Origin of the sequence: Thiohalobacter sp. (assembly GCF_027000115.1) — a bacterium.
Lineage (GTDB): Bacteria > Pseudomonadota > Gammaproteobacteria > Thiohalobacterales > Thiohalobacteraceae > JALTON01.
This window is the reverse complement of the sequence record NZ_JALTON010000013.1, coordinates 1-21,302: the sequence shown is the minus strand read 5'-3', so window position 1 is coordinate 21,302 and position 21,302 is coordinate 1. Positions and strand designations below refer to the sequence as shown.

Sequence of the window (21,302 nt, the reverse complement as noted above, 5' to 3'; positions counted from 1 at the left end):
CTTTGCCGGGCGGGCCGTGCGCTTGAATCGCGGGCTACTGCCATCATACCCCAGCGCAGGCAGGTGCATGGCAAACAGGGGAAGAAAAATGAACCGGGAACAGGAACTGATGCGACTGCAGCGCTTCTACCAGAGCGAGATGGGCGACCATCTCACCTACAGCGGCCTCGCCGCGCGGGTGCGTGACCCGGCACTGCGCGCGCTGCTGGAGCGCACCGCCGCCACCGAGCGGCGTCATGCGGACTTCTGGGCGGAGCGCATCCAGGCCCTGGGCGGCGCCCTACCCGCGGTTCGGCCACCGCGCTTGCGGCTGGCGGTGGTGGCGGTGCTGTTGTGGTTTCTGCCCCCGCGGCTGGTGATCGGCACGCTGGAACTGGGCGAGACGGGTGCGGCGCAGGATTACTTTGCGGTATGGCAGGAACCGGATCTGCACGAGGCCGTGCGCCAGCGCCTGCACGACATCATCCTCGACGAACTGGAGCACGAGGCCAGTTTCCGCCGCGAGGCCGAGGGTGCGGGGCTGGCCAACGTGCGCGACTTCATCCTGGGCATGAACGACGGGCTGGTGGAAATCCTGGGCGCGGTCACGGGCCTGTCGGCGGCCTATCCGGGCAATCCGCTGCTGGTGGGCGTCAGCGGCCTGATCGTGGGCATCGCGGGGGCGCTGTCCATGGGCATCGGCGCCTTCATTTCGGTGCGGTCGCAGCGGCAGGTGAACGAGGCCAACCGGCGGCAGATGGAGATCCTGTTTGCGGTGGCGCCGGAGCGGGCCCGCGATCGCTTCCGGGAGCGGCTGGCGGAGACGGGACTGCCCGCCGAGGTCGGCGAGGAACTGGCCGGTCGTCTGGGCGCGGATACGGAAACCATCGGCCGCCTGCTGATCGAGCCGGTGACGGAGAACGAATGGCGCTCGGCCTTCTTCACCGGGCTGGCCTATCTGCTCGGGGTGATCTTTCCGGTGCTGCCCTACTTCCTGGCCGAGCAGTCGCTGGTGGCGCTGGCGGGTTCTGTGCTGCTGGCCGGCACGGCGCTGGCGACGGTGGGCGGGCTGGTGTCGGCCCTGTCGGGCATCCCGCCGCGGACCAAGATCCTGGAGATGACGCTGTCGGGTTTTGCCGCGGCGGGGCTGGCCTATCTGTTCGGGCGGCTGATGCAGGTCTGGTTCGGGGTCGAGATCTGATCTGTGTGGGAGCGGGCGTCTCGTTGAGGCGATGGGCAAAGCAAAGCGCGCCCATCAGGTTTTCGCGGGCCGGAAAAAACGCCGGGCGTTGCGCCCGGCGTCGGTAGAGCAGAGAAAGCGGCCGGGATCAGCCGGCTTCCTTGTTCAGGCTCTGGTAGTAGTCCATGAGGATCTTGGCCACTTCCGGACGCGAGAACTCCGGCGGCGGCGCGATGCCCTGCCCCAGCATCTCACGGACCTTGGTGCCGGACAACAGCACGAAGTCTTCCTTGGTGTGATCCGGCGCGTCGCGCATCATCACCACCTTATTCAGCTTCTTCGAATAAGCGGTATGGTCGGCGCGGAAGATCTCGATCTGCAAGGCGCCCTTCGGCACGTCGGTGTCGAAGATGGTCTGGGCGTCGAAGGCGCCGTAGTAGTCGCCCACGCCGGCATGGTCGCGACCGATGATGAAGTGGGTCGCACCCATGTTCTGGCGGAAGTAGGCATGCAGCACGGCCTCGCGCGGGCCGGCATAGAGCATGTCGAAGCCGTAGCCGGTGATCATCACGGTGTTGGGCGGGAAGTAGAGTTCCACCATCTTGCGGATGGCGGCGTCGCGCACCGGGGCGGGGATGTCGCCGGGCTTGAGCTTGCCCAGCAGCATGTGGATCACCAGGCCGTCGGCGCCGACCGCGTCCATGGCCATGCGGCAGAGTTCCTCGTGCGCGCGGTGCATGGGGTTGCGGGTCTGGAAGGCGACGACCTTGTTCCAGCCACGCTCCTTGATCTCGTTGCGGATTTCGACTGCGGTGCGGAAGGTGTCCGGGAAGTCGGTGATGAAGTAGCTGAAGTTCAGCACCCTGATCGGGCCGGAGACGGCAAAGCGGCCCTGGCTGTTGAAGGCCGCGACGCCGGGGTGCTCGGGATCGGTGGTGCGATAGACCTTTTCGGTCATCAGCTGCATCTGTGCGTCGCTGACTTCCTCGATGGCCTCCACGTCCTGTACGGCGATGATCGGGTTACCCTCGACGTTGGGGTCGCGCAGCGCAATGCGCTTCGCGCCCTCGATGGCGGAGACGTCCGGCAGCAGGTTGAGCACGGGCACCGGGAAAAACAGGCCATCGGTTGTCTTCATGGTCTCGGCGACACTGACGGCATCGGCGACGTTCATGTAGCCGGGCAGCGGCGAGAAGTAGCCGCCGCCGAGCATGACGGCGTTGCCGGCGGTCGCGGAGCTGACCACCACCGAGGGCAGGGATTCTGCCTCGTGCATCAGGGCATCGTGTTCTTCCGGGTCATAGACGAACAGCGGCTTGAGTTCGTCGGAGCCGACGGGATTGATCATGGGGCTTCTCTCCTGTGGTGCCTGTTGTCGGAATTCGTCGGCGCGCCATGCGCCTCCGGCAGGACTTCCGGGCGTGGCTGGTGGCGCCGCGCGGGGCTACCGGAAATTCCCGGCATCATACCATGGAAGATTTTTTCGCGATCATGCCCCGAATCAAGGCGTACCCGGCAAAACCCCTTGAATTACAGAGAGGTGCAGTCACGCCTTATCGGGATATCAAGTATTTTTGGGGCTGTGGGCCGGTTCAGGGCAGGTGAGCGAGGATCTTGTTGGTCATGGAGGCGCGCTCTCCGGGCTTGAGGATGAAGTCCGCGGCCCCGGCCTTGAGGCTGGCCTGGATGACCGCCTTCCCGCTGTGGCCGGTGAGCATGATGACCGGGATGTTGCGCAGCATGGGGTGGGCCTTCATGCGTCGTGTGGTCTCGGCACCGTTCATCACTGGCATCTCGAAGTCCATCAGTACCAGAGCGGGTCGCTCGCGCGCCATCAGCGTCAGCGCCTGCTGGCCGTTGGGCGACAGCGTGACCCGGAACCCGGCTTCCTCCAGGAAGTCCTTGACGATCTCGCCATAGGTGGGGTCGTCGACGACGACGAGGATGTGTGCACCCTTGCCCTTGTCGGCAGCGGGTGCCTGGCGCTTGGCCGGTTCCGCTGCAGGCTTTGCCGGGGCCGCAGGTGCGGCACTGGCGCGGCGTGACCGGCCGCCCACGTGCTCCTCGTACTTGCGGGCGAACACCTCGGCCATTTCGTTGAGAGCGGCGTGTATGCTGGCACGGCTACGCTCCACGGCGGGCTTGACGCGGGTTTCGGTGAAGTTACGCAGGCGGGTGTCGAGTTTTCTCTCGTCGACCACCTTCACGGTGTCCGCCATTTCGGGCCTCTTCATCTCGGCGGCCAGGCCGGCGATCTCGTCGGCGAGGGTGTCGCCCAGCTCGGTCTGCGAACGCTCCACCACCTTCTTGGTGCCCTCGGTGCGGTTGCGGGCCTCGTCCAGGGCATCCGCGGCGCGGGCGGCTTCGGCCCTGGCCTCCTGTTCCGTTGCCCGGCGTTGCACGGCAAGATGGACGGACAGGCGGATGTGATGGATGTCCTGCAGCGGCGTGGCCGCGGCGTAGTCGTCGAAGATGTCGCGGATGCAGTAGTCGAAGGCGTTCTTTATGTCGTCCTCGGCAACCAGCACCATAGAGGTTGACCTGCATGGCCACGGCATCCTGCAGCGAGGCAAGCCCGTACACCACCACCGCCACATCCTCGCTGTCGAGGATGCGCGCGGCCTCGGCCTCGTCGGCGGTGCGGCGCAGGTCCGAAACGTCCTCCTTCAGCGCGGCCTCGACCGCATCGGCTTCGTGCGAGCCGTCGGTGACCAGAACGACTGTTGTCTCCATTACTTCCCCCTTTTCTGCAACGTGAAGATGTCAGCCTGTCCAAAAAAAGATAGTGCAGCGCCTGCCCGCTGTCAGGCCCCCGGGCATCGTGCGCGAGCCGCTGCAGGGCCTGCTCGGCGCGGTCGATTTCGGTGAACAGGTTTGCCAGCATCCGCTCGAGCGCGCTGGCGTCGCCTTCCCGGCAGAGCCGCTCGCCCTCGGCGCAGGCATTGCCGAGCGTCATGGTGCCCACCGAGCGAGCCGAGGACTTGTGCTTGTGCAGCAGGCTGCGCAGCATTTCGCGATCGTCCCGGGTCAGTGCGCGTTGCAGCTCCTGCCGGAACAGGCCGAGCTGAGCGAGGAAGCCGGCGAGCACGCGGGGTGTCACCGATCAGGCGGGCGTCCAGCAGTTGACAGCGCCCCCTCGCAGGGGCGGGCCGAACCAGTCAATGAGTTCATCTCGAGAAAATGTTCATATCCAGTTGAACAAAGGACTTAATGTCAGGCTGTTCTGGTGGCAGCGAACAGAAGGGGACGCTATTGCCCCACGACAAATTCAGGGAAAGGCCGTTTCCGTGCCGGCGGGACACCGGCGCCTGGCGGGCTATTTCTCGGCAGAGATGAAGGCGATCCAGCCGGGATCGGCGTCGCCGCGGGTGGCGGGCTGGAAGTTGCCGTCGGGCTCGCCGTCCTCGTCCTCGCCCTGCCAGTACACGGTGGTGCGGGCGAAGCCGGCCTCCTTGAGTATCTCCTGCAGTTCGGGCAGGGTCCACAGCCGCCAGTGGTATTCGAAGGCCCGCTCCATGCGCGAGCCGTCGGGGAAGCGAAAGTGTATATAGCAGGTCATCTCGCCGGTGATGGGGTCGTAGCTGTGCTGATCCCAGACGTAGGTGAAGCCCTTGTGCTTGGTGACCTCTTCCAGCTCCTGGTAGGCCTCGTAGCCGCCGAAGACATCGATGATGAACACTCCCTCTTCGGCCAGATCCTCGCGTACCTTGGCAAAGTAGCTGCGCAGGGTATCCCGGTCCATGAAGATCTGGTAACTGAAATTCATTGCAATGATCAGGTCCGGTGCTTCGGTCTGTACCTCCATGACATTGGCCTGGACCAGTTCGAGGCGCTGCTGCTGTGCCTCGTCGAGCTTCGCGACATTGTGCTGCCGGCCCCACTCCAGAACTTCGGCATCCAGATCGACGCCGATGGCGCGGTTGTCCGGCCGCTGGCGGACCCACTCACAGCTCATGGCGGCCGTACCGCAGAAGTCTTCGCGCAGCAGGCGGGCCTTGCGCCCCCGCAGGCGCTGGTAGGTTTCGTCGACGAACTCGAACTCGAAGGCGACGTCCTGGACCGAGCGCTCGTAGAGTTCATGGCGGTCGGCCTGCTCGGCCAGGGGTGGACCCTTGGGCCGACTGCCGCGCTTCTTTGTGTGCGGTTTGCGAGACTTTTTCTTTCGGGAAGACATGGCGCGCCTTTATGCCACAGTGCCTGCTGGCTGGCAAATGGCCGTGATGAGGGATGACAGGGCCTGGAGGTGATACAGTGAAACCATGCATACGCTGATCGATCTGATGGTTGCGCTGGCTCTGGGCCTGCTGGTCGGTGTCGAGCGAGGCTGGCAGTCGCGTGGCGCGGGTGAAGGAACGCGACTGGCGGGCATCCGAACCTTCGGCCTGATCGCCTTGCTTGGCGCGCTGTGGGCCGAACTGGCCGAAGTGCTGGGGGATCTTCTGCTGGGGCTGGCCTTCGCGGCCTTTGCGGCGTTGCTGATCGTGGCTCATCTGCGACGGCTGGAGCGGAGCCAGGACCAGGGCATTACCACGGTGATCGCCGCGCTCATCACCTTTGCCCTGGGCGCGCTGGTAATGCGGGATCAGGCCGTTCTGGCCGCCGCCGCAGCCGTGCTGACCACCTTCGTGCTCAGTCTAAAGCCGGTACTGCATGCCTGGCTGCAGCGCCTGGAGGCGGCCGAGCTGCAGGCGGCGCTCAAGCTGCTGCTCATATCGGTGGTGATGTTGCCGGTGCTGCCGAACCGGGGTTTCGGTCCCTGGCAGGTGCTCAACCCCTACGAACTCTGGTGGCTGGTGGTGCTGATTGCCGGCATCTCCTTTGCCGGCTATGTGGGCATCAAGCTGTTCGGTACCGGGCGCGGCATCCTGCTCACCGGACTGCTGGGCGGGCTGACCTCCTCCACCGCCACCACCCTGCACCTGGCGCGTCTGAGCCGTGAGCGGCTGCCGGCCATGCTGCTCGCCGCGGGCATCCTGGTCGCGATTGCCACCATGTTTCCGCGCATGCTGCTGCTGGTTGCGGTGGTGAACGCGGAATTGTTGCGATCGCTGCTTGCGCCCTTCGCGGCCATGACCTTGACGGCACTGGCCGCCGCCGCGCTGGCCTGGTCACGGCGTGGCGCCGGCACAGTGGACGAGGCCCCGCTGACCAACCCTTTCCAGTTACTGCCGGCGATCAAGTTCGGACTTTTTCTCGCCGCAGTCATGCTGTTGACCGCGGGCCTGCAGAAGGCGCTGGGCGAGCGCGGAGTGCTGGTAGCGGCGGCCGTGAGCGGTCTCGCGGACGTGGATGCCATTACCCTGTCCATTGCCCGGCTGGCGCAAGGCAGCGAAGTGTCGACCGTGGTGGCCGCCCAGGGCATCGCCCTGGCTGCCATGGTCAATACGCTGGTGAAGGCGGTACTGGTGCTGGTCGCGGGCGACAGCCGCATCGCCGTGCGTTTCCTGCCCTTCGTGGTGCTGGTGGTGGGTGTCGGCGGACTGGTGCTGTGGCTCGATGCCTGAATTCGCCTACTCGGTGAACCAGATGGTTGCGCGGCGGTTCTCGGCCAGTGCCTGAGGGTCCTTGCCGGGATTGGCCGGCCAGCGTTCGCCGTAGGAACGCACCTCGATCCTGGAATAGGGGATGCCGCGAGACACCAGATAACGGCGGATCTCCTCGGCCCGCTTGCGCGCCAGCACCTCGTTGTAGGGTTCGGTGCCGCGTTCGTCGGCATGGCCGCCGACGACGATCCGGCCGACATCGCCGCGCTTGCGGTACTGGGCGACGATGCGGTCGAGCTGACGCCGGGTCAGGCGGTGCAGCCGGTAGCTGTCGGTGCGGAAGGGAATGAAATATTCGGCAAGCGGGTCGAAGTCGAGCTGGATCAGGCCCGCCACGCAGTCCTGGAAGGCAGGCAGCACCTCGCGGAAGCGAACCGGGGATACGACCACGGTAACCTCGTCACGGGCATCTGCCCAGTCGCGGTAGTGGAACTCGGTGAACATGCCCTGTTCCAGTTCCATGAGCAGGCGGCGTGCCAGGGTGCGGCCGGCATGGATGGGCTGCACGCTGCGGTCGATGCGCAAGGTACCCAGTTCCCGAGGCATGGCGTCGTGTTTCCAGGGCGGCGGCACGGCCGCCACCCTGGCCACGTCATGGCGGTCCGGCGACAGCGCCACCCCGAGGGTGAATTCCAGAGGGCGCCCCGAGCGCTGGTGGAAGCGCACCCGGCCCAGGCGCGGGATATCGTGCACCAGCCCGCATTCGCCCGTGCCGCGCTCGACCTGCCAGCGGGCCTCCTCCAGGGTGGCGGCATAGCGCTGGGTCATGGCGGCAGCGGGCACGGTGGCCAGCAGGGACAGCAGGACCAGCAGTGTGGAACAACGCCTTTCCATGGCCGATATGTCGGCGGCCGGTCCGGGAACTTGACCCCTGTCACGGAAGCCGCCGGGCGCGTTTCCCCTGTCCTGAAGGGGTGTTATAGTGCCGGAAAAGCCCGCCAGACCAGGGAGGATCATCGATGCGACTGCCGACCAAACCCGTTCTCGCCCTGCTGTGCCTGCTGCCGTTGGCCGGCATCCAGGCCGAGGTGCTGGTGATCGATGCCGTCCAGCAGGCGGCCGGTGTCGAACGGCCCCGGGCCGGCATGTCCATGGATCAGGTTCGGGCCCGCTTCGGCGAGCCGCAGACGGTCATGCCGGCGGTGGGCGACCCGCCCATCACTCGCTGGGTCTATCCCGGGTTCACGGTCTATTTCGAGTACGACAAGGTGATCCACGCGGTGGTGAACCGTCCCGCTCGCTGACGTCGGAACCCTGCCCGTGCGCCACGTCCGCCTGCCCGCGGAGTGGGAACCCCAGGGTGGCGTGCTGCTCACCTGGCCCCATGGCCGGGGGGATTTCGCAGATGCCCTGCCCGAAGTCGAACCCGTCTTCGTCGACATCGCCCGGCGCGTCGCCGAGCGCGAGCGGGTGTTGATCAGCTGCTTCGATGCCGGTCATCGTGCCCATGTCGCCGACCTGCTGCTGGCGGCCGCCGTCGATCTGGAAAGGGTATCCCTGTTCAACGTGCCCTCCAACGACGTGTGGGTGCGCGATCACGGCCCCATCACCGTCTTGCGCGATGGTCACCCCCGCTTGCTCGACTTCGTTTTCAATGGCTGGGGTGGCAAGTACCCGGCCGAGCTGGACGACGCCGTGCCCGCCCGTCTCTACCAACAGGGTGCCTTCGGCGAGGTGGAGATGGTGCGCGTGCCGCTGGTGCTGGAGGGCGGCAGCATCGAGAGCGACGGGGCCGGCACCCTGCTGACCACACGGAGTTGCCTGTTGCACCCCGGACGCAATCCCGGACTCGATGCCGGAGGGCTGGAACAGCGCCTGCGCGAGTGGCTGGGTGCCGAGCGTGTATTATGGCTGGCGCATGGCCGGCTCGCGGGCGACGATACCGACGGTCACATCGACACCCTGGCGCGCTTCTGTGATGCGCAGACCATAGCCCATGTCGTCTGCGAGGATGCCGACGATCCCCACTTTGAGCCGCTTGCACGGATGCGGGCCGAACTTGCCGAATTGCGCACGGCAGACGGGCAGCCCTATCGCCTGGTGCCGCTTCCCCTCCCTGCGCCCATCCGCGATGCCGATGGCCGACGCCTGCCGGCGACATACGCCAACTTTTTGATCATCAACGGTGCGGTGCTGGTACCGGTCTATGACGACCCGACAGATCGGGTGGCACTGGAGCGGCTCGCCGACTGCTTCCCCGACCGCAAGCTGGTCGCCGTTCCCTGCCGGCCATTGATCGCCCAGAACGGCAGCCTGCACTGCGCCACCATGCAGCTTCCGGTTGGCGTGCCGGCCTGATTCCGTTCGTCGGTCTTCGTGGACTATCTGATGGGCACGCTTCGCTTTGCCCATCCTTGTATCTGCTGTCTCTCTCGATATCCTGTTTGGCCGACAGTTCCGGTAGGATGGGTAAAGGCGGACAGCGCCGTGCCCATCAGTCGCGAATCAGCGGCCAGAGACGCGAGCCACGCCCCGGAACTGGGTGGCCCGAGGCGGGCCCGGATGCATGACACGCTCGGTGCCTCTGTGTATCTGCGGCCTCTGCGTCATTCTTGCGGACCGGGTGATGGGCACGCTTCGCTTTGCCCATCCTACTCCGCTGTGCATCATGCAGTTTGGTAGGACGGGCAAGGGCGCGCAGCGCCGCGCCCATCAGTTCCCCTGCCCGCTCTTCCCGCCGCGGTCATGCCGCAGGTAGAATGCCCCGCATATCCCGGGAGGATTCCCATGTCCCGCAAGCTCAAGGTCGCCCTGGTCCAGGAACGGGCGGATGCCGATCCGCTGGTCAATCTGGACCGCATGCTCGCGCGCGTCGCCGAGGCCGCGGCGGCCGGCGCCGAGCTGGTATTGCTTCAGGAGTTGCACAATACGCGCTACTTCTGCCAGACCGAGGACACTGCCCATTGCGATCTGGCCGAACCCGTTCCCGGTCCGAGCAGCGAACGCCTCGCCGAGGCTGCGAAGACCCACGGCTGCGTCGTGGTGGCCTCGCTGTTCGAGCGGCGCGCAGCGGGGCTCTATCACAACACGGCGGTGGTGCTGGACAGCGACGGCCGGATCGCCGGCCGCTATCGCAAGATGCACATTCCGGACGATCCCGGCTACTACGAGAAGTTCTACTTCACGCCCGGAGACACGGGCTTCGAGCCCATCGACACCCGCGTCGGCCGGCTCGGCGTGCTGGTGTGCTGGGACCAGTGGTATCCGGAAGCAGCGCGGCTGATGGCGCTCGCCGGCGCCGAGCTGCTGCTCTACCCCACCGCCATCGGCTGGGATCCCGACGACGATACCGAGGAACAGGCGCGCCAGCGTCAGGCCTGGCAGCTGGTACAGCGCGGGCATGCCGTGGCCAACGGGCTGCCGCTGCTGGCTTGCAACCGGGTCGGCTTCGAGCCCGATCCCTCGGGCCAGACCGCCGGAGCACGGTTCTGGGGTTCCAGTTTCATTGCCGGTCCGCAGGGGGAACTGCTGGCCGAGGCCGGCAGTGAGGCACCGGAGCTGCTGCTGGCCGAGATCGACCTCGATCGCAGCGAGCAGGTGCGGCGCATATGGCCCTTTCTGCGCGATCGGCGCATCGATGCCTACGGGGATCTGCTCAAGCGCTTTCGTGACCAGTGAGCAGGCGGGTGACTGCCGTTCAAGAGCGCCACGGAATCCACTGCATCCACGGAAAGAGCCCATCGATGGATTTCAGTCAGCCTTCCCACTCCCCCGCCAGGGCAGCGACCTCCACCATGGCCCGGGTCAGCTGCGCGAGGGCATCGGAGGGCATGATGTAGGGTGGCATGACATAGATGAGGTTGCGGAAGGGCCGCACCCAGACGCCCCGTTCGACGAAGGCTGCCGGCGCGCGCTGCATGTCCACGGGCCGATCCAGTTCCACCACGCCGATGGCACCCAGCACGCGTACGTCGCGCACATGGGGCAGCTCCGCACAGGGCGCCAGGCCGTGGCGCAGTCCGGCCTCGATCTCCGCGACCCGTGCCTGCCAGGGGCTCTCCAGCAGCAACTCGACGCTGGCCTGGGCCACGCTCACCGCCAGCGGGTTGGCCATGAAGGTGGGGCCGTGCATGAACACGCCGGGATCAGCGTCGCTGATGCCGTGGGCGACCCGCGCGTTGGTCAGGGTGGCGGCGAGGGTCATGTAGCCGCCGGTCAGGGCCTTCCCAAGGCACAGAATGTCGGGCACCACGCCGGCATGCTCCATCGCGAACAGCTCGCCGGTGCGGCCGAATCCGGTGGCGACCTCGTCGAAGATCAGCAGCACCTCATGCTGCTCGCACAGGGTGGCCAGCTCGCGCAGAAAGCGGGGACAGTAGAAACGCATCCCACCGGCGCCCTGGACGATGGGTTCGAGGATGACGGCGGCGACCTCGTGACCGCGATGCGCGAGCAGTTCACGGATCTCGGCGATGTCGGCGTCGGACCAGTCGTCGTCCACGCGGCAGGTCGGCGCACGGGTGAAGTGCTGTTTCGGCAGGATGCCGGTGAACAGCTGGTGCATGCCGCCCTGCGGATCGCAGACCGACATGGCCGCAAAGGTGTCACCATGGTAGCCGCTGCGAATGGTCAGCAGCCGGCTGCGCTCCGGCCGGCCCTGGGCGAACCAGTACTGGATGGCCATCTTGATAGCCACCTCGACCGCTACCGAGCCGGAATCGGCGAAGAACACGTGTTGCAGCGGCTCCGGTGTGATGTCGATCAGGGTGGCTGCCAGCCTGGCGGCGGGACGATGGGTCAGGCCACCGAACATGACATGGGCCATGTCCTCGAGCTGGCGGCGTGCCGCGGCGTTCAGTACGGGATGGCTGTAGCCGTGGATGACCGACCACCAGCTGGCCATGCCGTCGATCAGCCGCCTGCCATCCTCCAGTTCGATGTGGATGCCCTCGGTACGGCGTACGGGATACGTCGTGACCGGCCGGGTCATCGAGCTGTAGGGATGCCATATGTGGGCGCGCTCGAAGGCCAGCCAGTCGTGCTCCAGAGCGCGCGTCGCGGCACCCGGATAGGCTATAGTCATGCTGAAGGCCCCGGGATGGACAACAAGGGGTGCCCAGTATAACCAAGCGGCCCCGGGATGGGGCCATGATGGACACAAGGAAACGGACATGATTCTGATCCTGGAACCCAATACCGATCTCGAAGGCGAAGGCCATCGCCGGCTCATGCAATATCTGGAATCGCTGCCCAACGTGCAGACCCGGGTGCACCAGGTGAAGGGTGCCGAGCAGGTACTTACGGAGGTTTACCTGATCGGCGATACCAAGTCGCTCTCGGTCGAAGACATGGCCGCGTTGCCCACGGTGGAGCGTGTGGTCCGGGTGTCGGAGGAGTACCGCGTCATCGGCCGGCACGATACCGACCAGCCTTCTCTGAGTTTCACCTGCAACGGCGTGACCTTCAGCCAGGATCATCTGCACGTGTTCGCGGGGTTGTGCGCGGTCGACACGCCGGAACACGTCGAGCAAATGATGCGGGCATTGCAGGCCGAGGGCCAGGTCTGCACCCGCATGGGTGCCTACAAGCCCCGTACCAGTCCCTATGCCTTCCAGGGCCACGGCCGGGACTGCCTGCCCTGGGTATTCGAGCTGGCCGGCAAGTACGGCATCCGCGTGATTGCCATGGAGGTCACCCACGAGGCCCATGTCGACGAGATCCGCGAGGCACTCGAACGTACCGGGCATCCCACCGCGGTGATGCTGCAGATCGGCACCCGCAACACCCAGAATTTCGAGCTGCTGAAGGCCGTGGGCCGCCAGCGCGATATGCCGGTGCTGCTCAAGCGGGGCTTCGGCATCACCCTGGAGGAATCGCTTAACGCCGCCGAGTATCTGGCCAGCGAGGGCAATCATCAGGTGATCTTCGGCCTGCGGGGGGTCAAGACCCACATGGGCGACCCGCACCGCAACCTGGTGGATTTTGCCCATGTGCCGGTGGTGCGACGGTTGACGCGCGTTCCCGTTTGCGTCGACCCCTCGCACTCGGTCGGCGGCCGCTTCCGCAGCTCCGACGGCATCCTCGATGTCGCCCATGCGACCATTCAGGGCGTCGTTGCCGGCGCCAACATGGTACTGGTCGATTTCCATCCCCACCCCGAGACCGCCCTGGTTGACGGCCCCCAGGCGCTGCTCCTCGACGAGCTGGCACCTTTCCTGCAAGACGTCTCCCTGGCGCGGGAGACCTATCTCAAGCGACTCGAGCTCTGGGGCTGAGCCCGCGCCGAATCCGCAACGACGGAGGAGGCAAATCGACATGCGCTGGATGGCCATCTGGCTGATCCTGCTCTGCGCCCCTGCGGCTGCAGCCCAGGATCCCCCCGACGCAGCACCTGCTGCAGACACCTCCGACGAGTCCGCCGAAGCAGCGGACGAGTCGGAAACCGAACCCGACAACAAGCCCGACAAGGGCGAGCAGACCGACGACGAGGAGCCCGAGTGCGATTGAGCCCGGCCCCCTCGTAATCCACTGACAGAGAGGAGCAACGAGACATGAACATGTTCATGAAGACGACCCGGACCCTGGTGCTTTCCATCGCCCTGGCAGCAAGCGGCAACCTGCTGGCCGGTGATGGCATCAAGGTGAAGATCACGCCGGACCTGGCCAAGGTTACCGTTACCCATGATGGGAAAAAGATCGACATCATGCGTAACCAGAATCAGAAAAACACGGTAAATCCGGCATTTGCCAAGACTTCCCGCAAGTGCCCGCCCTTCTGCATTCAGCCCATCAGGCTGGCGCCGGGGGTGGAGACCATCGGTGAGGTGGAAATGCTCGATTACCTTGCACGGAAGGAAGCCGGAGACGATTCCATCCTGGTCATCGATTCGCGGACACCCGACTGGGTGGAGCGCGGGACCATCCCGGGCTCGGTGAATATCCCCTGGACGCAGCTCAACCCGGCCAGGTCGGACCCCTTCACCATCGCGGATATTCTGGAAAAGCGTTTCGGTGCCCGCACCCAGGAGGGTCTGTGGGACTACAGCAACGCGAAAACGCTGGTGATGTTCTGCAACGGCATGTGGTGCGGACAGTCGCCGAACAACATCAAGGCCCTGCTCAAGTACGGCTATCCCGCCCACAAGATCAAGTGGTACCGGGGCGGCATGCAGGACTGGGAAATCCTGGGTCTGACCACGGTCAAGGCCGCCAAGTAATCCTCCTCCCCCTCGACCCTCTTGGGCGGCTTCGGCCGCCCTTTTTTGTCCTGATGTCATGACATGACATCAGTCAATGACAGTCTGTGTCAGCGCCAGCCCATGAAAAAGGGTGCCTAACCCGTATATGGCACCCTTGTTGTGCCAGAGGAACTGGCACCTGGTCAGGACTCGGTCTGCACTTCCTTCAGACGCCTGATATAGCGGTACAGGGTCCGCTCGCTGACCCCCAGGCGTTCCGCAGCCCGGGCGCGATGGCCGCCTGCTTCGCGCAGGGCCTGCATGACGGCTTCATCGGTCAGCCGTCCGGTGCGCCGGGACAACAGGCGCACCGGGCTGCCGGCTTCGCTGAGCGTGTGGGCATCGGCCTGTGGCGCGCGCCGTTCCTCGAATACGAGGTGGTCCGGCCGGATGATATCGTCCGCGGCCAGAATGGCCGCCCGTTCCACGATGTTGCGCAGTTCCCGAACATTGCCGGGATAGTCGTAGTCCAGCAGGCGCTCGATGACTTCTGCAGAGAGCGGAACATGCCGATCCGCGTTTTCCAGCCGGGCAAGAAAATGTTCGGCCAGTCGCGGGATGTCGTCCTTGCGCTCGCGCAGCGAGGGCACCCGCACCGGGAAGGCCGAAAGCCGGTAGTAGAGATCCTGGCGGAACCGCCCTTCAGCGACCATGGCTGCGAGATCGCGGTTGGTGGCGGCGACTATACGCACGTCGACATCGATATAGTCGGTGCCGCCGAGCCGCCGGACCTGCCCCGTCTCCAGCGCACGCAACAGCTTGGTCTGAAGGGGCAGCGGCAATTCGCCAATTTCGTCGATGAACAGGGTGCCGCCGTTGGCAGCCTCGAACAGCCCCTTCTTGCGCTGGGCAGCGCCGGTGAAGGCACCCTTCTCGTAGCCGAACAGCTCGGATTCGATCAGGTTGTCGCCCAGTGCGCCGCAATCAACGACAACAAAGGGATGCCGGCTTCGAGTCGAGTAATGATGGATGTAATTGGCAACCTGCTCCTTGCCGACGCCGCTCTCGCCCAGCAGCAGGACAGTGGTCTGGGTCGGCGCCACCCGCTGCAGGAGACTGGTCATGCGCAGCAGGGGCCGTGAACGGCCGATCAGCAGGGCCTCGCTGTCCTCGTCCGGAGACGCGATGCGAAAAATGGTTTCACCGATGTAGCGTACCTCGCCATCCGGCCCCAGCAGGGGGGTGGCGTGAAGCTGGACATATTCCTCGTGGCCCTCGGCATCGAAGTGGACATGCATGACCTGGGTCGGCCGCTTGTGGTGAATGATTTCATCGAGCGGGCAGTGTTCGCCGTTCTGACTGCAGGGCACATCCGAGTGATGCGATACCTCGTGACAACGCCGACCGACGATCCCGTCATCCGCAACGCCGTACTGCTCGCGGTAGGCCTTGTTGCAGGCCACGATGCGGTAGTCCCGGCCGATTACCACGAAGGGATCGGGCAGGATGTCGATGATCTGCTCGCAACTCGGCTTGGTATCGTCCGTCACGTCAACCTCCGCGATGCCTGCCTGCCCAATCTGGAACCAGTATAGAGGAAGGGCGACCGGCTTTCTTCACTTGAGCTTCATGATACCCATGGCCTTCAGCAGGTATTTTTCGTAGATGGGGTCGCTGGAACCCTTTTTCATTTTGGAAATGAAATACTTTTCGAAAGCAACCTTGGCCAGGTGTACCCACTTGCCCTTTTTCATCCAGGCCGTGTTGCGCGGCGGGATCTGCGGCATGGCCACAAAGGCGACGCCGGTGTCGCCCATGTCGGCAAGGCAGATGGCATTCCAGGTGGCCCGATGTTCGGGCTCGTAGCCCCGAATGGCATTCTGGATGTTGCGAGCGACGGCCGTAACCATGGATTCGATCATGTAACCCGTTTTGGGTGTGCCGGTGGGTACGGGGGTCGCCTCCACCGGCGGGATGGCGATACAGACGCCGACGCCGTAGATGTTGTGCCAGTGCGGATTGCGCTGGAATTCGTCAACCTTGACGAAGCCGCGGGGATTGACCAGGTTCTCGCCGACCGCAGCCACCGCATCCACTCCCTTGAAGGCAGGCAGCATCATCGAATAGGCAAAGGGCAGTTCATGTTCCTTGACCGGTTCGCCTTCGGCATTGTGTTCGGTGACGAACATCCTGCCGGCTTCCACCCGGCTGACCCTGGCATTGGTGATCCACTTGATGTCGTGCTGGCGCAGTTCCGACTCCAGCATGCCCTTCGAGTCGCCGACCCCGCCCAGGCCAAGGTGACCGATGTAGGGCTCCGAGGTCACGAAGGTCATGGGGGCCTGACTGCGGATCTTCCGCCGACGCAGGTCGGTGTCCATGATGAAGGCGAATTCATAGGCCGGTCCGAAGCAGGACGCGCCCTGTACGGCGCCGACCACGATCGGGCCGGGATTCTCGACAAACCCCCGCCAGGCACCATAGGCCTGCTCGGCATGGTCGATGGTGCAGACCGACTGGGTGTGACCGTTGACAGGTCCCAGGCCCTCGACCTCGTCGAAGGCGAGCTGCGGGCCGGTGGCAATGACCAGATAGTCGTAGTCGATGATCCGGCCATCGTCGAGCACCACCCGATTGTCGTCCGGCTCGATGGCCTTGACGGCCGTCGGAATGAAGTCGATGCCCTTCTTCTTCAGGTAGGGCTCGATCGGAAAACAGGTTTCCTCGCGCGTGCGCCAGCCCACTGCTACCCAGGGGTTGGAGGGTACGAAGCTGAAGGTGTCGCTGCGATTGAGAACGGTGATGCGGTGCTCGGGGCCCAGGGCCTCGTGAATTTCGTACGCCGCCGGCATGCCGCCGGTACTGGCCCCGATGATGACGACATGTGCCATGGTCTTGCTCCTCCTGTCGTTGCTGCCGGCGGCAGTCCGCACCTGTCAGAGCAGGATGCATGCCATGACCCGCTCAAAGAGTGTGGAAATGCGGCCGAGCGCGCTCTCCGGCCATATCCGGTCCGGTAACCAACGGAATGGAAAAGACAATTTCTGGGAGGCAAGAAAGTGGCAAGAGGTCTAGACTTGGGGTGTGGAGTTGTTTCGGAGACACGGGGAGAAGGGCAGAGACATGACACACTGGATGACAGGACTGACATTGTCTGCATTACTGGCAGTCCTCGGCATGCCCGGCACGGCGCAGGCCGAGGCCCGTTTCGAGCAGACACCCTATGGCGCCCAGAAGGTGGTATTCGACTTCTATCTCGACGACCCCGAGAAGATCAATGCCGCGCTGTTCTGGATCCGTTCCCTGATGAATCCGCTCACAGAGTCGCCCTATGACCAGGCGCCCGAGTTTCTGGACCTGAAGGTGGTGATCCATGGCACCGAGATCGTCACCGTGGCCAGGAAAAACGAGGCCCGCTACAAGGACGCGGTGGAGCGCATGCGCTACTACGCCCAGCTGGGGGTCGAGTTCCGGGTGTGCGGCCTTGCGGCCGAGGACTACGGCTATAGCCGTGACGACTTCCAGGACTTCGTCATCATGGTGCCCTCGGCCATCACCGAGCTGGCACACTGGCAGTTGCAGGGTTTTGCCCTGATTACGCCGCAGGTGATGACGCGTCACAAATCCATCGAGGAGATCCGCTGATACGAAGGTTCAGCTATGGCGCGCGCGGTCAACCCGCATCAGCAGCGTCGGCAGCAGCAGGAAGTCGGCTGCCAGTGCGAGCAGGATGGTCAGCGAGGTCAGCAGGCCCATGCCCGAGTTGAGCTCGAAGGACGACCGCGAAAGCACGAAGAAGCCGGCCGCCAGAACGAAGGAAGTCACCCACAGGGCCATGCCGACCGTATGGAAGGCATAGCGCACGGCGTCGACGGCGTCGATGCCCTGCTCCCGACGCGCGCGAAGATACTTGCTCAGGAAGTGCACCGTATCGTCGACCACGATGCCCAGCGTCATGCCGGTGACCACCGACAGCGCCAGCCCTACCCTGCCCACGAACAGCCCCCACAGACCAAACGCCAGCGCTGCCGGAACCAGGTTGGGAATCAGGCTGACCAGGCCGATCTTGAGCGAACGCAGGGCCAGAATCAGGATGCCTGATATGAGCACCAGCGCAAAGGTTGTGCCCAGCAGCATGCTGTGAATGTTGCGGCGGCCGATGTGCGCAAACATGATCGCGGGACTGGCGCCGTCAGTGCGCAGATCGGGGGCCTCGCGCGCAAACCAATCCTGCACCCGCTGTTCCAGTCCCAGAAGCTGGTTGGTGGACAGATTCTGCAGGGTCACCGTGAGCTGGGTCGCCGACTTGTCGATGTTCACCTGATTGTTCAGGTCCAGCCCGTAGGGCAGCGACATCTCGTACAGCAACAGGTATTGCGCGGCGAGTTCCCGGTCGTCCGGCAACCGGTACCAGGCCGGATCGTCCCCATGCAAGTTGCGATTCAGCCGCTTCATGATGTCGGAAAAGGTATTGACGTGGATCACCTCCGGCTGGCCGCGCAGCCATTGCGCGAAGCGATCCAGTTTCCGCAGATAGTCGGGGCGACTGATACCCCCCGTTTCCCCGGCCGGCAGTGAATAGTGGATGGTGTAGATTCCGGTCAGGTTGGCGGTGGCAAAGTCCGATGCGCGCCGGAAATCGATGGTCTCGTCAAAATATTTCACGAATTCATCGTTCAGCTCGTTGCGCGGGATGAAGGAGATGATTATCAGGGTGGCGATACCCATGCCCCACAGCAGGGGCTTCTGTTGCCGCACCACGAACTCCGCAAAACGATCCATGAAATGCACATGGCCCTCGGGATGAATGCGCACCCGCACCGGCAACAGCAGCATCAGCGCCGGCAGCACCGTGACCGAATACACGAAGGCCGCAAGTACCCCCATGGCGACGATGTTGCCCAGGTCCCGGAAGGGGGGAGCGTCAGAAAAGTTCATGCTGAGAAAGCCGATCGCAGTGGTCAGGGTGGTGAGGAAGATCGGCTGAAGGTTGATGCGCAGGCTCTCGACCATGGCGGCCCGCTTGTCAACACCCTTGCGCATCTGGTGCAGGAAATTCACCAGCACATGCACACCATTGGCCACCGCCAGGGTGGTGATGATGGTGGGCGCAGTGGCCGAGGGCGGCGTCAATGCAATGCCCAGCCAGCCGGTAAGGCCCATGGCCGTAATGATGGACAGCACGATGACCACGAAGGTGGCAAGGGTGGCGGTAAGCGAGCGCAACAGCAGCATCAGGGTGACGAAGATGACCCCGAACATGATCGGCACCAGGGTCTGCATGTCGTTGCGCGTCTCTTCCGAGAAGGCATTGTTCATCAGGATCATGCCGGTCAGCTCGACCCGCAGGTCCGGGTACCGCTCCAGAAGCCGCTCCCGCAACATGCGCGCATGGGCCACCACCTCGGGTACTTCGGCCTCCTGGTCGACACCCGGCAGCTGGATGGTGACATTGACGCCGGTGGCATGGGCGCTCGGCGAAATCAGGCGATTGACCAGCAGCGGTTCCGAGAGCGCGATCGCGCGTACCCGCGCCAGATCCTCATCCGTGAGGTGCTCTGCGCCATCAACCAGGTCTTCCACCACCAGTTCATCCTCGCCCTCGGCGTAGGTGTTCTGGAAGTTGGTGACCGAATCCACCCGGATCGAATAAGGGATCTGCCAGGACTGCTCGGTAAGCCACTCGACGGCCGCCAGCGTGTCGCGCGTGAACACCTCGCCACCATGCGGCGCTATCACGAACAGCACGTTGTCGTTCTTGGTGTAGGTGTTCTGAATGGCCTCGAAGGCCTGGAGCTGGGGGTTGTCCTCGCTGAAGAACACCCGGTAGTCGGTGGTGAAGTGGAGCCGGACGGCACCGGTGGCGATGGCCAGCGCCAGGCCGGTGAACAGCAGCAGCACCATGATGCGCCAGCGGACGATCCCTTCCGCGAAACGAAGATTCATCTAAGGTTCCTTGTCAGTCCTGTTTGCGCAGCGTCTGGATATAATCGATCAATCCCTGATTGCAGCGCTTGAGCTGCAGGCCGCTCTGGGCGTTCTTGGCCATGCCGACACAGCCTGACAGCGATGCGAGAATGAAGGTGGCCGCCTGGTCGGTATCCACATCCTCACGCAGGCGACCCTGACGCCGCGCCGCTTCCAGAGCCGCGACGATACCATCGTGCCAGGCCCGATAGACCCGGTCGATGCGTTCGCGGAAACCCTCGTCCAGCGGCGACATTTCCTGTGCCAGATTGTTCAGCGGGCAGCCGAGGGTGATGAGCTGTTCCCCGACCAGGTCGCAGACGTGCTGGATGGTATCGACGAGTTTCGCCAGCGGATCCTCGGCGCTGCGCAGGGGCGCCAGCCACAGCGACTCGATGAACCCATGGATGACCTCCTCGACCACGGCGTATCCCAGCGCCCGCTTGTTGGGGAAGTGGTGATAGAGGGCGCCCTTGGTGAGATCGGTGGCACGCAGGATGTTGTCGAGACGGGTGCCCTGGAATCCGTTGCGATAGATTTCGTTGAACGCCGCCTCCAGGATGGCGCGCCGGGTCAGATCGGGCTTGCGTTCACCGCGCGGGCGGCCCGGTGGATGCAAGGGTGCGAACAGCGGCTCATTCATGGCTGACTGGGTTCCTTGTGCGACTGCAACTGCGGGGATTTGCCGACCATGATACGCCGGAAACCCGAGGCCGTTCAGGGGACCATTCGGGCAGCCGCGAATGGCTTCCGCCGGAAATCAGCACTAAAACAGTAACATATGAATATTTACTAATATACTTGACTTTGCAGGGGGATTGCCGCTAAGTTTACATACCAACCAGTATGTTTTCATCCCCTGCTGCCACTTGCCCGGAGCCCTGGATGTCATGACCGCCACTGCCACGGAACACGCGCCCGCCCACCCAGAATCCGGCTGGCTTTCCGGCCCCGGCGAGTCCTGGGTGCGATACCTGGGGCGCCCGCTGCGCCTGCACGTCACGCGCGCCGCCTGGCGCGCCATGGAGCGGCTGGAGACGCCACTGGAGGTGGAAATGGAACTCTACTTCAGTTGTCTGGTGCGAAAGCAGGTGCGCTTTCATCCGGGCGGGCGGCCTGTAGCGGCCGGACGCCAGTTCGAGCCCCTGTTGCTGAGCGAGCACCTGTCACTCTCCTTCCGGCCAGTGGTCACCGAGCACTGCAGCGTAGCGGATGCCGGCGACGCCCCGCCGCTGACCGACCTGCCGGCGGTGCGCGGCGCGGCGCTGGTGCCGCGCTGGCTGAAACTCGATTTCCGTTCCGGAGCCTGGGTGGGCGAGTTCGGCTACTGAGCCCCCCGATCCGATCTCCCGCTGAACCTGACACATGAGGAGCCTGCCATGAGCGAACCGAACGAACAGATGGACCAGTGGCTGAACCAGAAGCTGGACGAACTGCTGCCTTCGAAGCTGGAGGCGATCGAGGAGTCGCAGATTCCGGCGATGTCGATCATTGCGACCAAGGGCACGCTGGACT

The 21,302-nt window shown here is 64.5% G+C and carries 20 protein-coding genes; 10 read left to right on the top strand and 10 right to left on the bottom strand.

What is annotated here, in order from left to right; translation table 11 throughout:
* Positions 1-88: 88 nt before the first annotated feature.
* Entirely contained in the window at positions 89-1,180 is a 1,092-nt protein-coding gene (locus tag MVF76_RS01470; RefSeq protein ID WP_297526953.1) for a VIT1/CCC1 transporter family protein, read from the top strand.
* Positions 1,181-1,307: 127 nt separating this feature from the next.
* Here the strand turns inward: MVF76_RS01470 and sat are convergent, their stop codons facing one another.
* The 4 genes from sat to MVF76_RS01455 form a co-directional block, all read right to left on the bottom strand.
* Positions 1,308-2,507, bottom strand: a complete 1,200-nt coding sequence (sat, locus tag MVF76_RS01465) for a sulfate adenylyltransferase (protein WP_297526951.1) — start codon at positions 2,505-2,507, stop codon at positions 1,308-1,310.
* Between the two features lie 244 nt (positions 2,508-2,751).
* Positions 2,752-3,690 carry a response regulator gene (locus MVF76_RS01460; RefSeq protein WP_297526949.1) on the bottom strand — a complete coding sequence of 313 codons (939 nt, stop codon included), beginning with the start codon at positions 3,688-3,690 and terminating at the stop codon, positions 2,752-2,754.
* Positions 3,663-4,247: an Hpt domain-containing protein gene (locus MVF76_RS13020; RefSeq protein WP_411293532.1), complete on the bottom strand. Its 585-nt coding sequence runs from the start codon at positions 4,245-4,247 to the stop codon at positions 3,663-3,665. Before MVF76_RS13020 ends, MVF76_RS01460 begins: the two co-directional genes overlap by 28 nt.
* Before the next feature lie 228 nt (positions 4,248-4,475).
* Positions 4,476-5,333, bottom strand: coding sequence for a class I SAM-dependent methyltransferase (locus MVF76_RS01455; RefSeq protein WP_297526947.1), 858 nt, complete (start codon positions 5,331-5,333; stop codon positions 4,476-4,478).
* Positions 5,334-5,418: 85 nt separating this feature from the next.
* On the opposite strand from MVF76_RS01455, the gene MVF76_RS01450 reads away from it, so the two are divergent.
* Positions 5,419-6,663, top strand: a complete 1,245-nt coding sequence (locus MVF76_RS01450; RefSeq protein ID WP_297526945.1) for an MgtC/SapB family protein — start codon at positions 5,419-5,421, stop codon at positions 6,661-6,663.
* Between the two features lie 6 nt (positions 6,664-6,669).
* Here the strand turns inward: MVF76_RS01450 and MVF76_RS01445 are convergent, their stop codons facing one another.
* A complete protein-coding gene (locus MVF76_RS01445) occupies positions 6,670-7,536 on the bottom strand; it encodes an OmpA family protein (protein ID WP_297526943.1) in 867 nt (288 codons plus the stop codon).
* Positions 7,537-7,661: 125 nt separating this feature from the next.
* On the opposite strand from MVF76_RS01445, the gene MVF76_RS01440 reads away from it, so the two are divergent.
* From MVF76_RS01440 to MVF76_RS01430, 3 genes are all read left to right on the top strand, one after another.
* On the top strand, positions 7,662-7,946 hold the full coding sequence (locus MVF76_RS01440) for a hypothetical protein (protein WP_297526941.1): 285 nt from the start codon (positions 7,662-7,664) through the stop codon (positions 7,944-7,946).
* A gap of 16 nt (positions 7,947-7,962) precedes the next feature.
* Positions 7,963-9,000 carry an agmatine deiminase family protein gene (locus MVF76_RS01435; protein WP_297526939.1) on the top strand — a complete coding sequence of 346 codons (1,038 nt, stop codon included), beginning with the start codon at positions 7,963-7,965 and terminating at the stop codon, positions 8,998-9,000.
* A 429-nt stretch (positions 9,001-9,429) separates the two neighbouring features.
* The gene (locus MVF76_RS01430) at positions 9,430-10,320 is read left to right on the top strand and encodes a carbon-nitrogen hydrolase (RefSeq protein WP_297526937.1); all 891 of its coding nucleotides are present in this window, start codon (positions 9,430-9,432) and stop codon (positions 10,318-10,320) included.
* A gap of 76 nt (positions 10,321-10,396) precedes the next feature.
* On the opposite strand, the gene bioA is transcribed toward MVF76_RS01430, so the two are convergent.
* Positions 10,397-11,725 carry an adenosylmethionine--8-amino-7-oxononanoate transaminase gene (bioA, locus tag MVF76_RS01425; RefSeq protein WP_297526935.1) on the bottom strand — a complete coding sequence of 443 codons (1,329 nt, stop codon included), beginning with the start codon at positions 11,723-11,725 and terminating at the stop codon, positions 10,397-10,399.
* Positions 11,726-11,813: 88 nt separating this feature from the next.
* On the opposite strand from bioA, the gene MVF76_RS01420 reads away from it, so the two are divergent.
* Genes MVF76_RS01420 through MVF76_RS01410 form a run of 3 tightly spaced genes read left to right on the top strand, consistent with a single transcriptional unit; the run spans position 11,814 to position 13,859 of the window.
* The gene (locus MVF76_RS01420; RefSeq protein ID WP_297526933.1) at positions 11,814-12,917 is read left to right on the top strand and encodes a 3-deoxy-7-phosphoheptulonate synthase; all 1,104 of its coding nucleotides are present in this window, start codon (positions 11,814-11,816) and stop codon (positions 12,915-12,917) included.
* A gap of 40 nt (positions 12,918-12,957) precedes the next feature.
* Positions 12,958-13,149: a hypothetical protein gene (locus MVF76_RS01415; RefSeq protein WP_297526931.1), complete on the top strand. Its 192-nt coding sequence runs from the start codon at positions 12,958-12,960 to the stop codon at positions 13,147-13,149.
* Positions 13,150-13,193: 44 nt separating this feature from the next.
* Positions 13,194-13,859: a rhodanese-like domain-containing protein gene (locus tag MVF76_RS01410; protein ID WP_317622912.1), complete on the top strand. Its 666-nt coding sequence runs from the start codon at positions 13,194-13,196 to the stop codon at positions 13,857-13,859.
* A 164-nt stretch (positions 13,860-14,023) separates the two neighbouring features.
* Here MVF76_RS01410 and MVF76_RS01405 read toward each other — a convergent pair whose 3' ends face one another.
* Positions 14,024-15,370 (bottom strand): sigma-54 interaction domain-containing protein, encoded by a 1,347-nt coding sequence (locus MVF76_RS01405; RefSeq protein WP_297526929.1) that lies wholly within the window; start codon positions 15,368-15,370, stop codon positions 14,024-14,026.
* 66 nt (positions 15,371-15,436) lie between these two features.
* Complete coding sequence (locus MVF76_RS01400; RefSeq protein ID WP_297526927.1) at positions 15,437-16,711, bottom strand: NAD(P)/FAD-dependent oxidoreductase; 1,275 nt, start codon at positions 16,709-16,711, stop codon at positions 15,437-15,439.
* 244 nt (positions 16,712-16,955) lie between these two features.
* On the opposite strand from MVF76_RS01400, the gene MVF76_RS01395 reads away from it, so the two are divergent.
* The gene (locus MVF76_RS01395) at positions 16,956-17,465 is read left to right on the top strand and encodes a DsrE family protein (protein ID WP_297526925.1); all 510 of its coding nucleotides are present in this window, start codon (positions 16,956-16,958) and stop codon (positions 17,463-17,465) included.
* A gap of 9 nt (positions 17,466-17,474) precedes the next feature.
* Here the strand turns inward: MVF76_RS01395 and MVF76_RS01390 are convergent, their stop codons facing one another.
* Positions 17,475-19,766, bottom strand: coding sequence for an efflux RND transporter permease subunit (locus MVF76_RS01390; RefSeq protein ID WP_297526923.1), 2,292 nt, complete (start codon positions 19,764-19,766; stop codon positions 17,475-17,477).
* 13 nt (positions 19,767-19,779) lie between these two features.
* Entirely contained in the window at positions 19,780-20,430 is a 651-nt protein-coding gene (locus MVF76_RS01385; protein ID WP_297526921.1) for a TetR/AcrR family transcriptional regulator, read from the bottom strand.
* 247 nt (positions 20,431-20,677) lie between these two features.
* Between MVF76_RS01385 and MVF76_RS01380 the strand changes: the two genes are divergently transcribed.
* Positions 20,678-21,118, top strand: a complete 441-nt coding sequence (locus MVF76_RS01380; RefSeq protein ID WP_297526919.1) for a hypothetical protein — start codon at positions 20,678-20,680, stop codon at positions 21,116-21,118.
* Positions 21,119-21,302 lie beyond the last annotated feature (184 nt).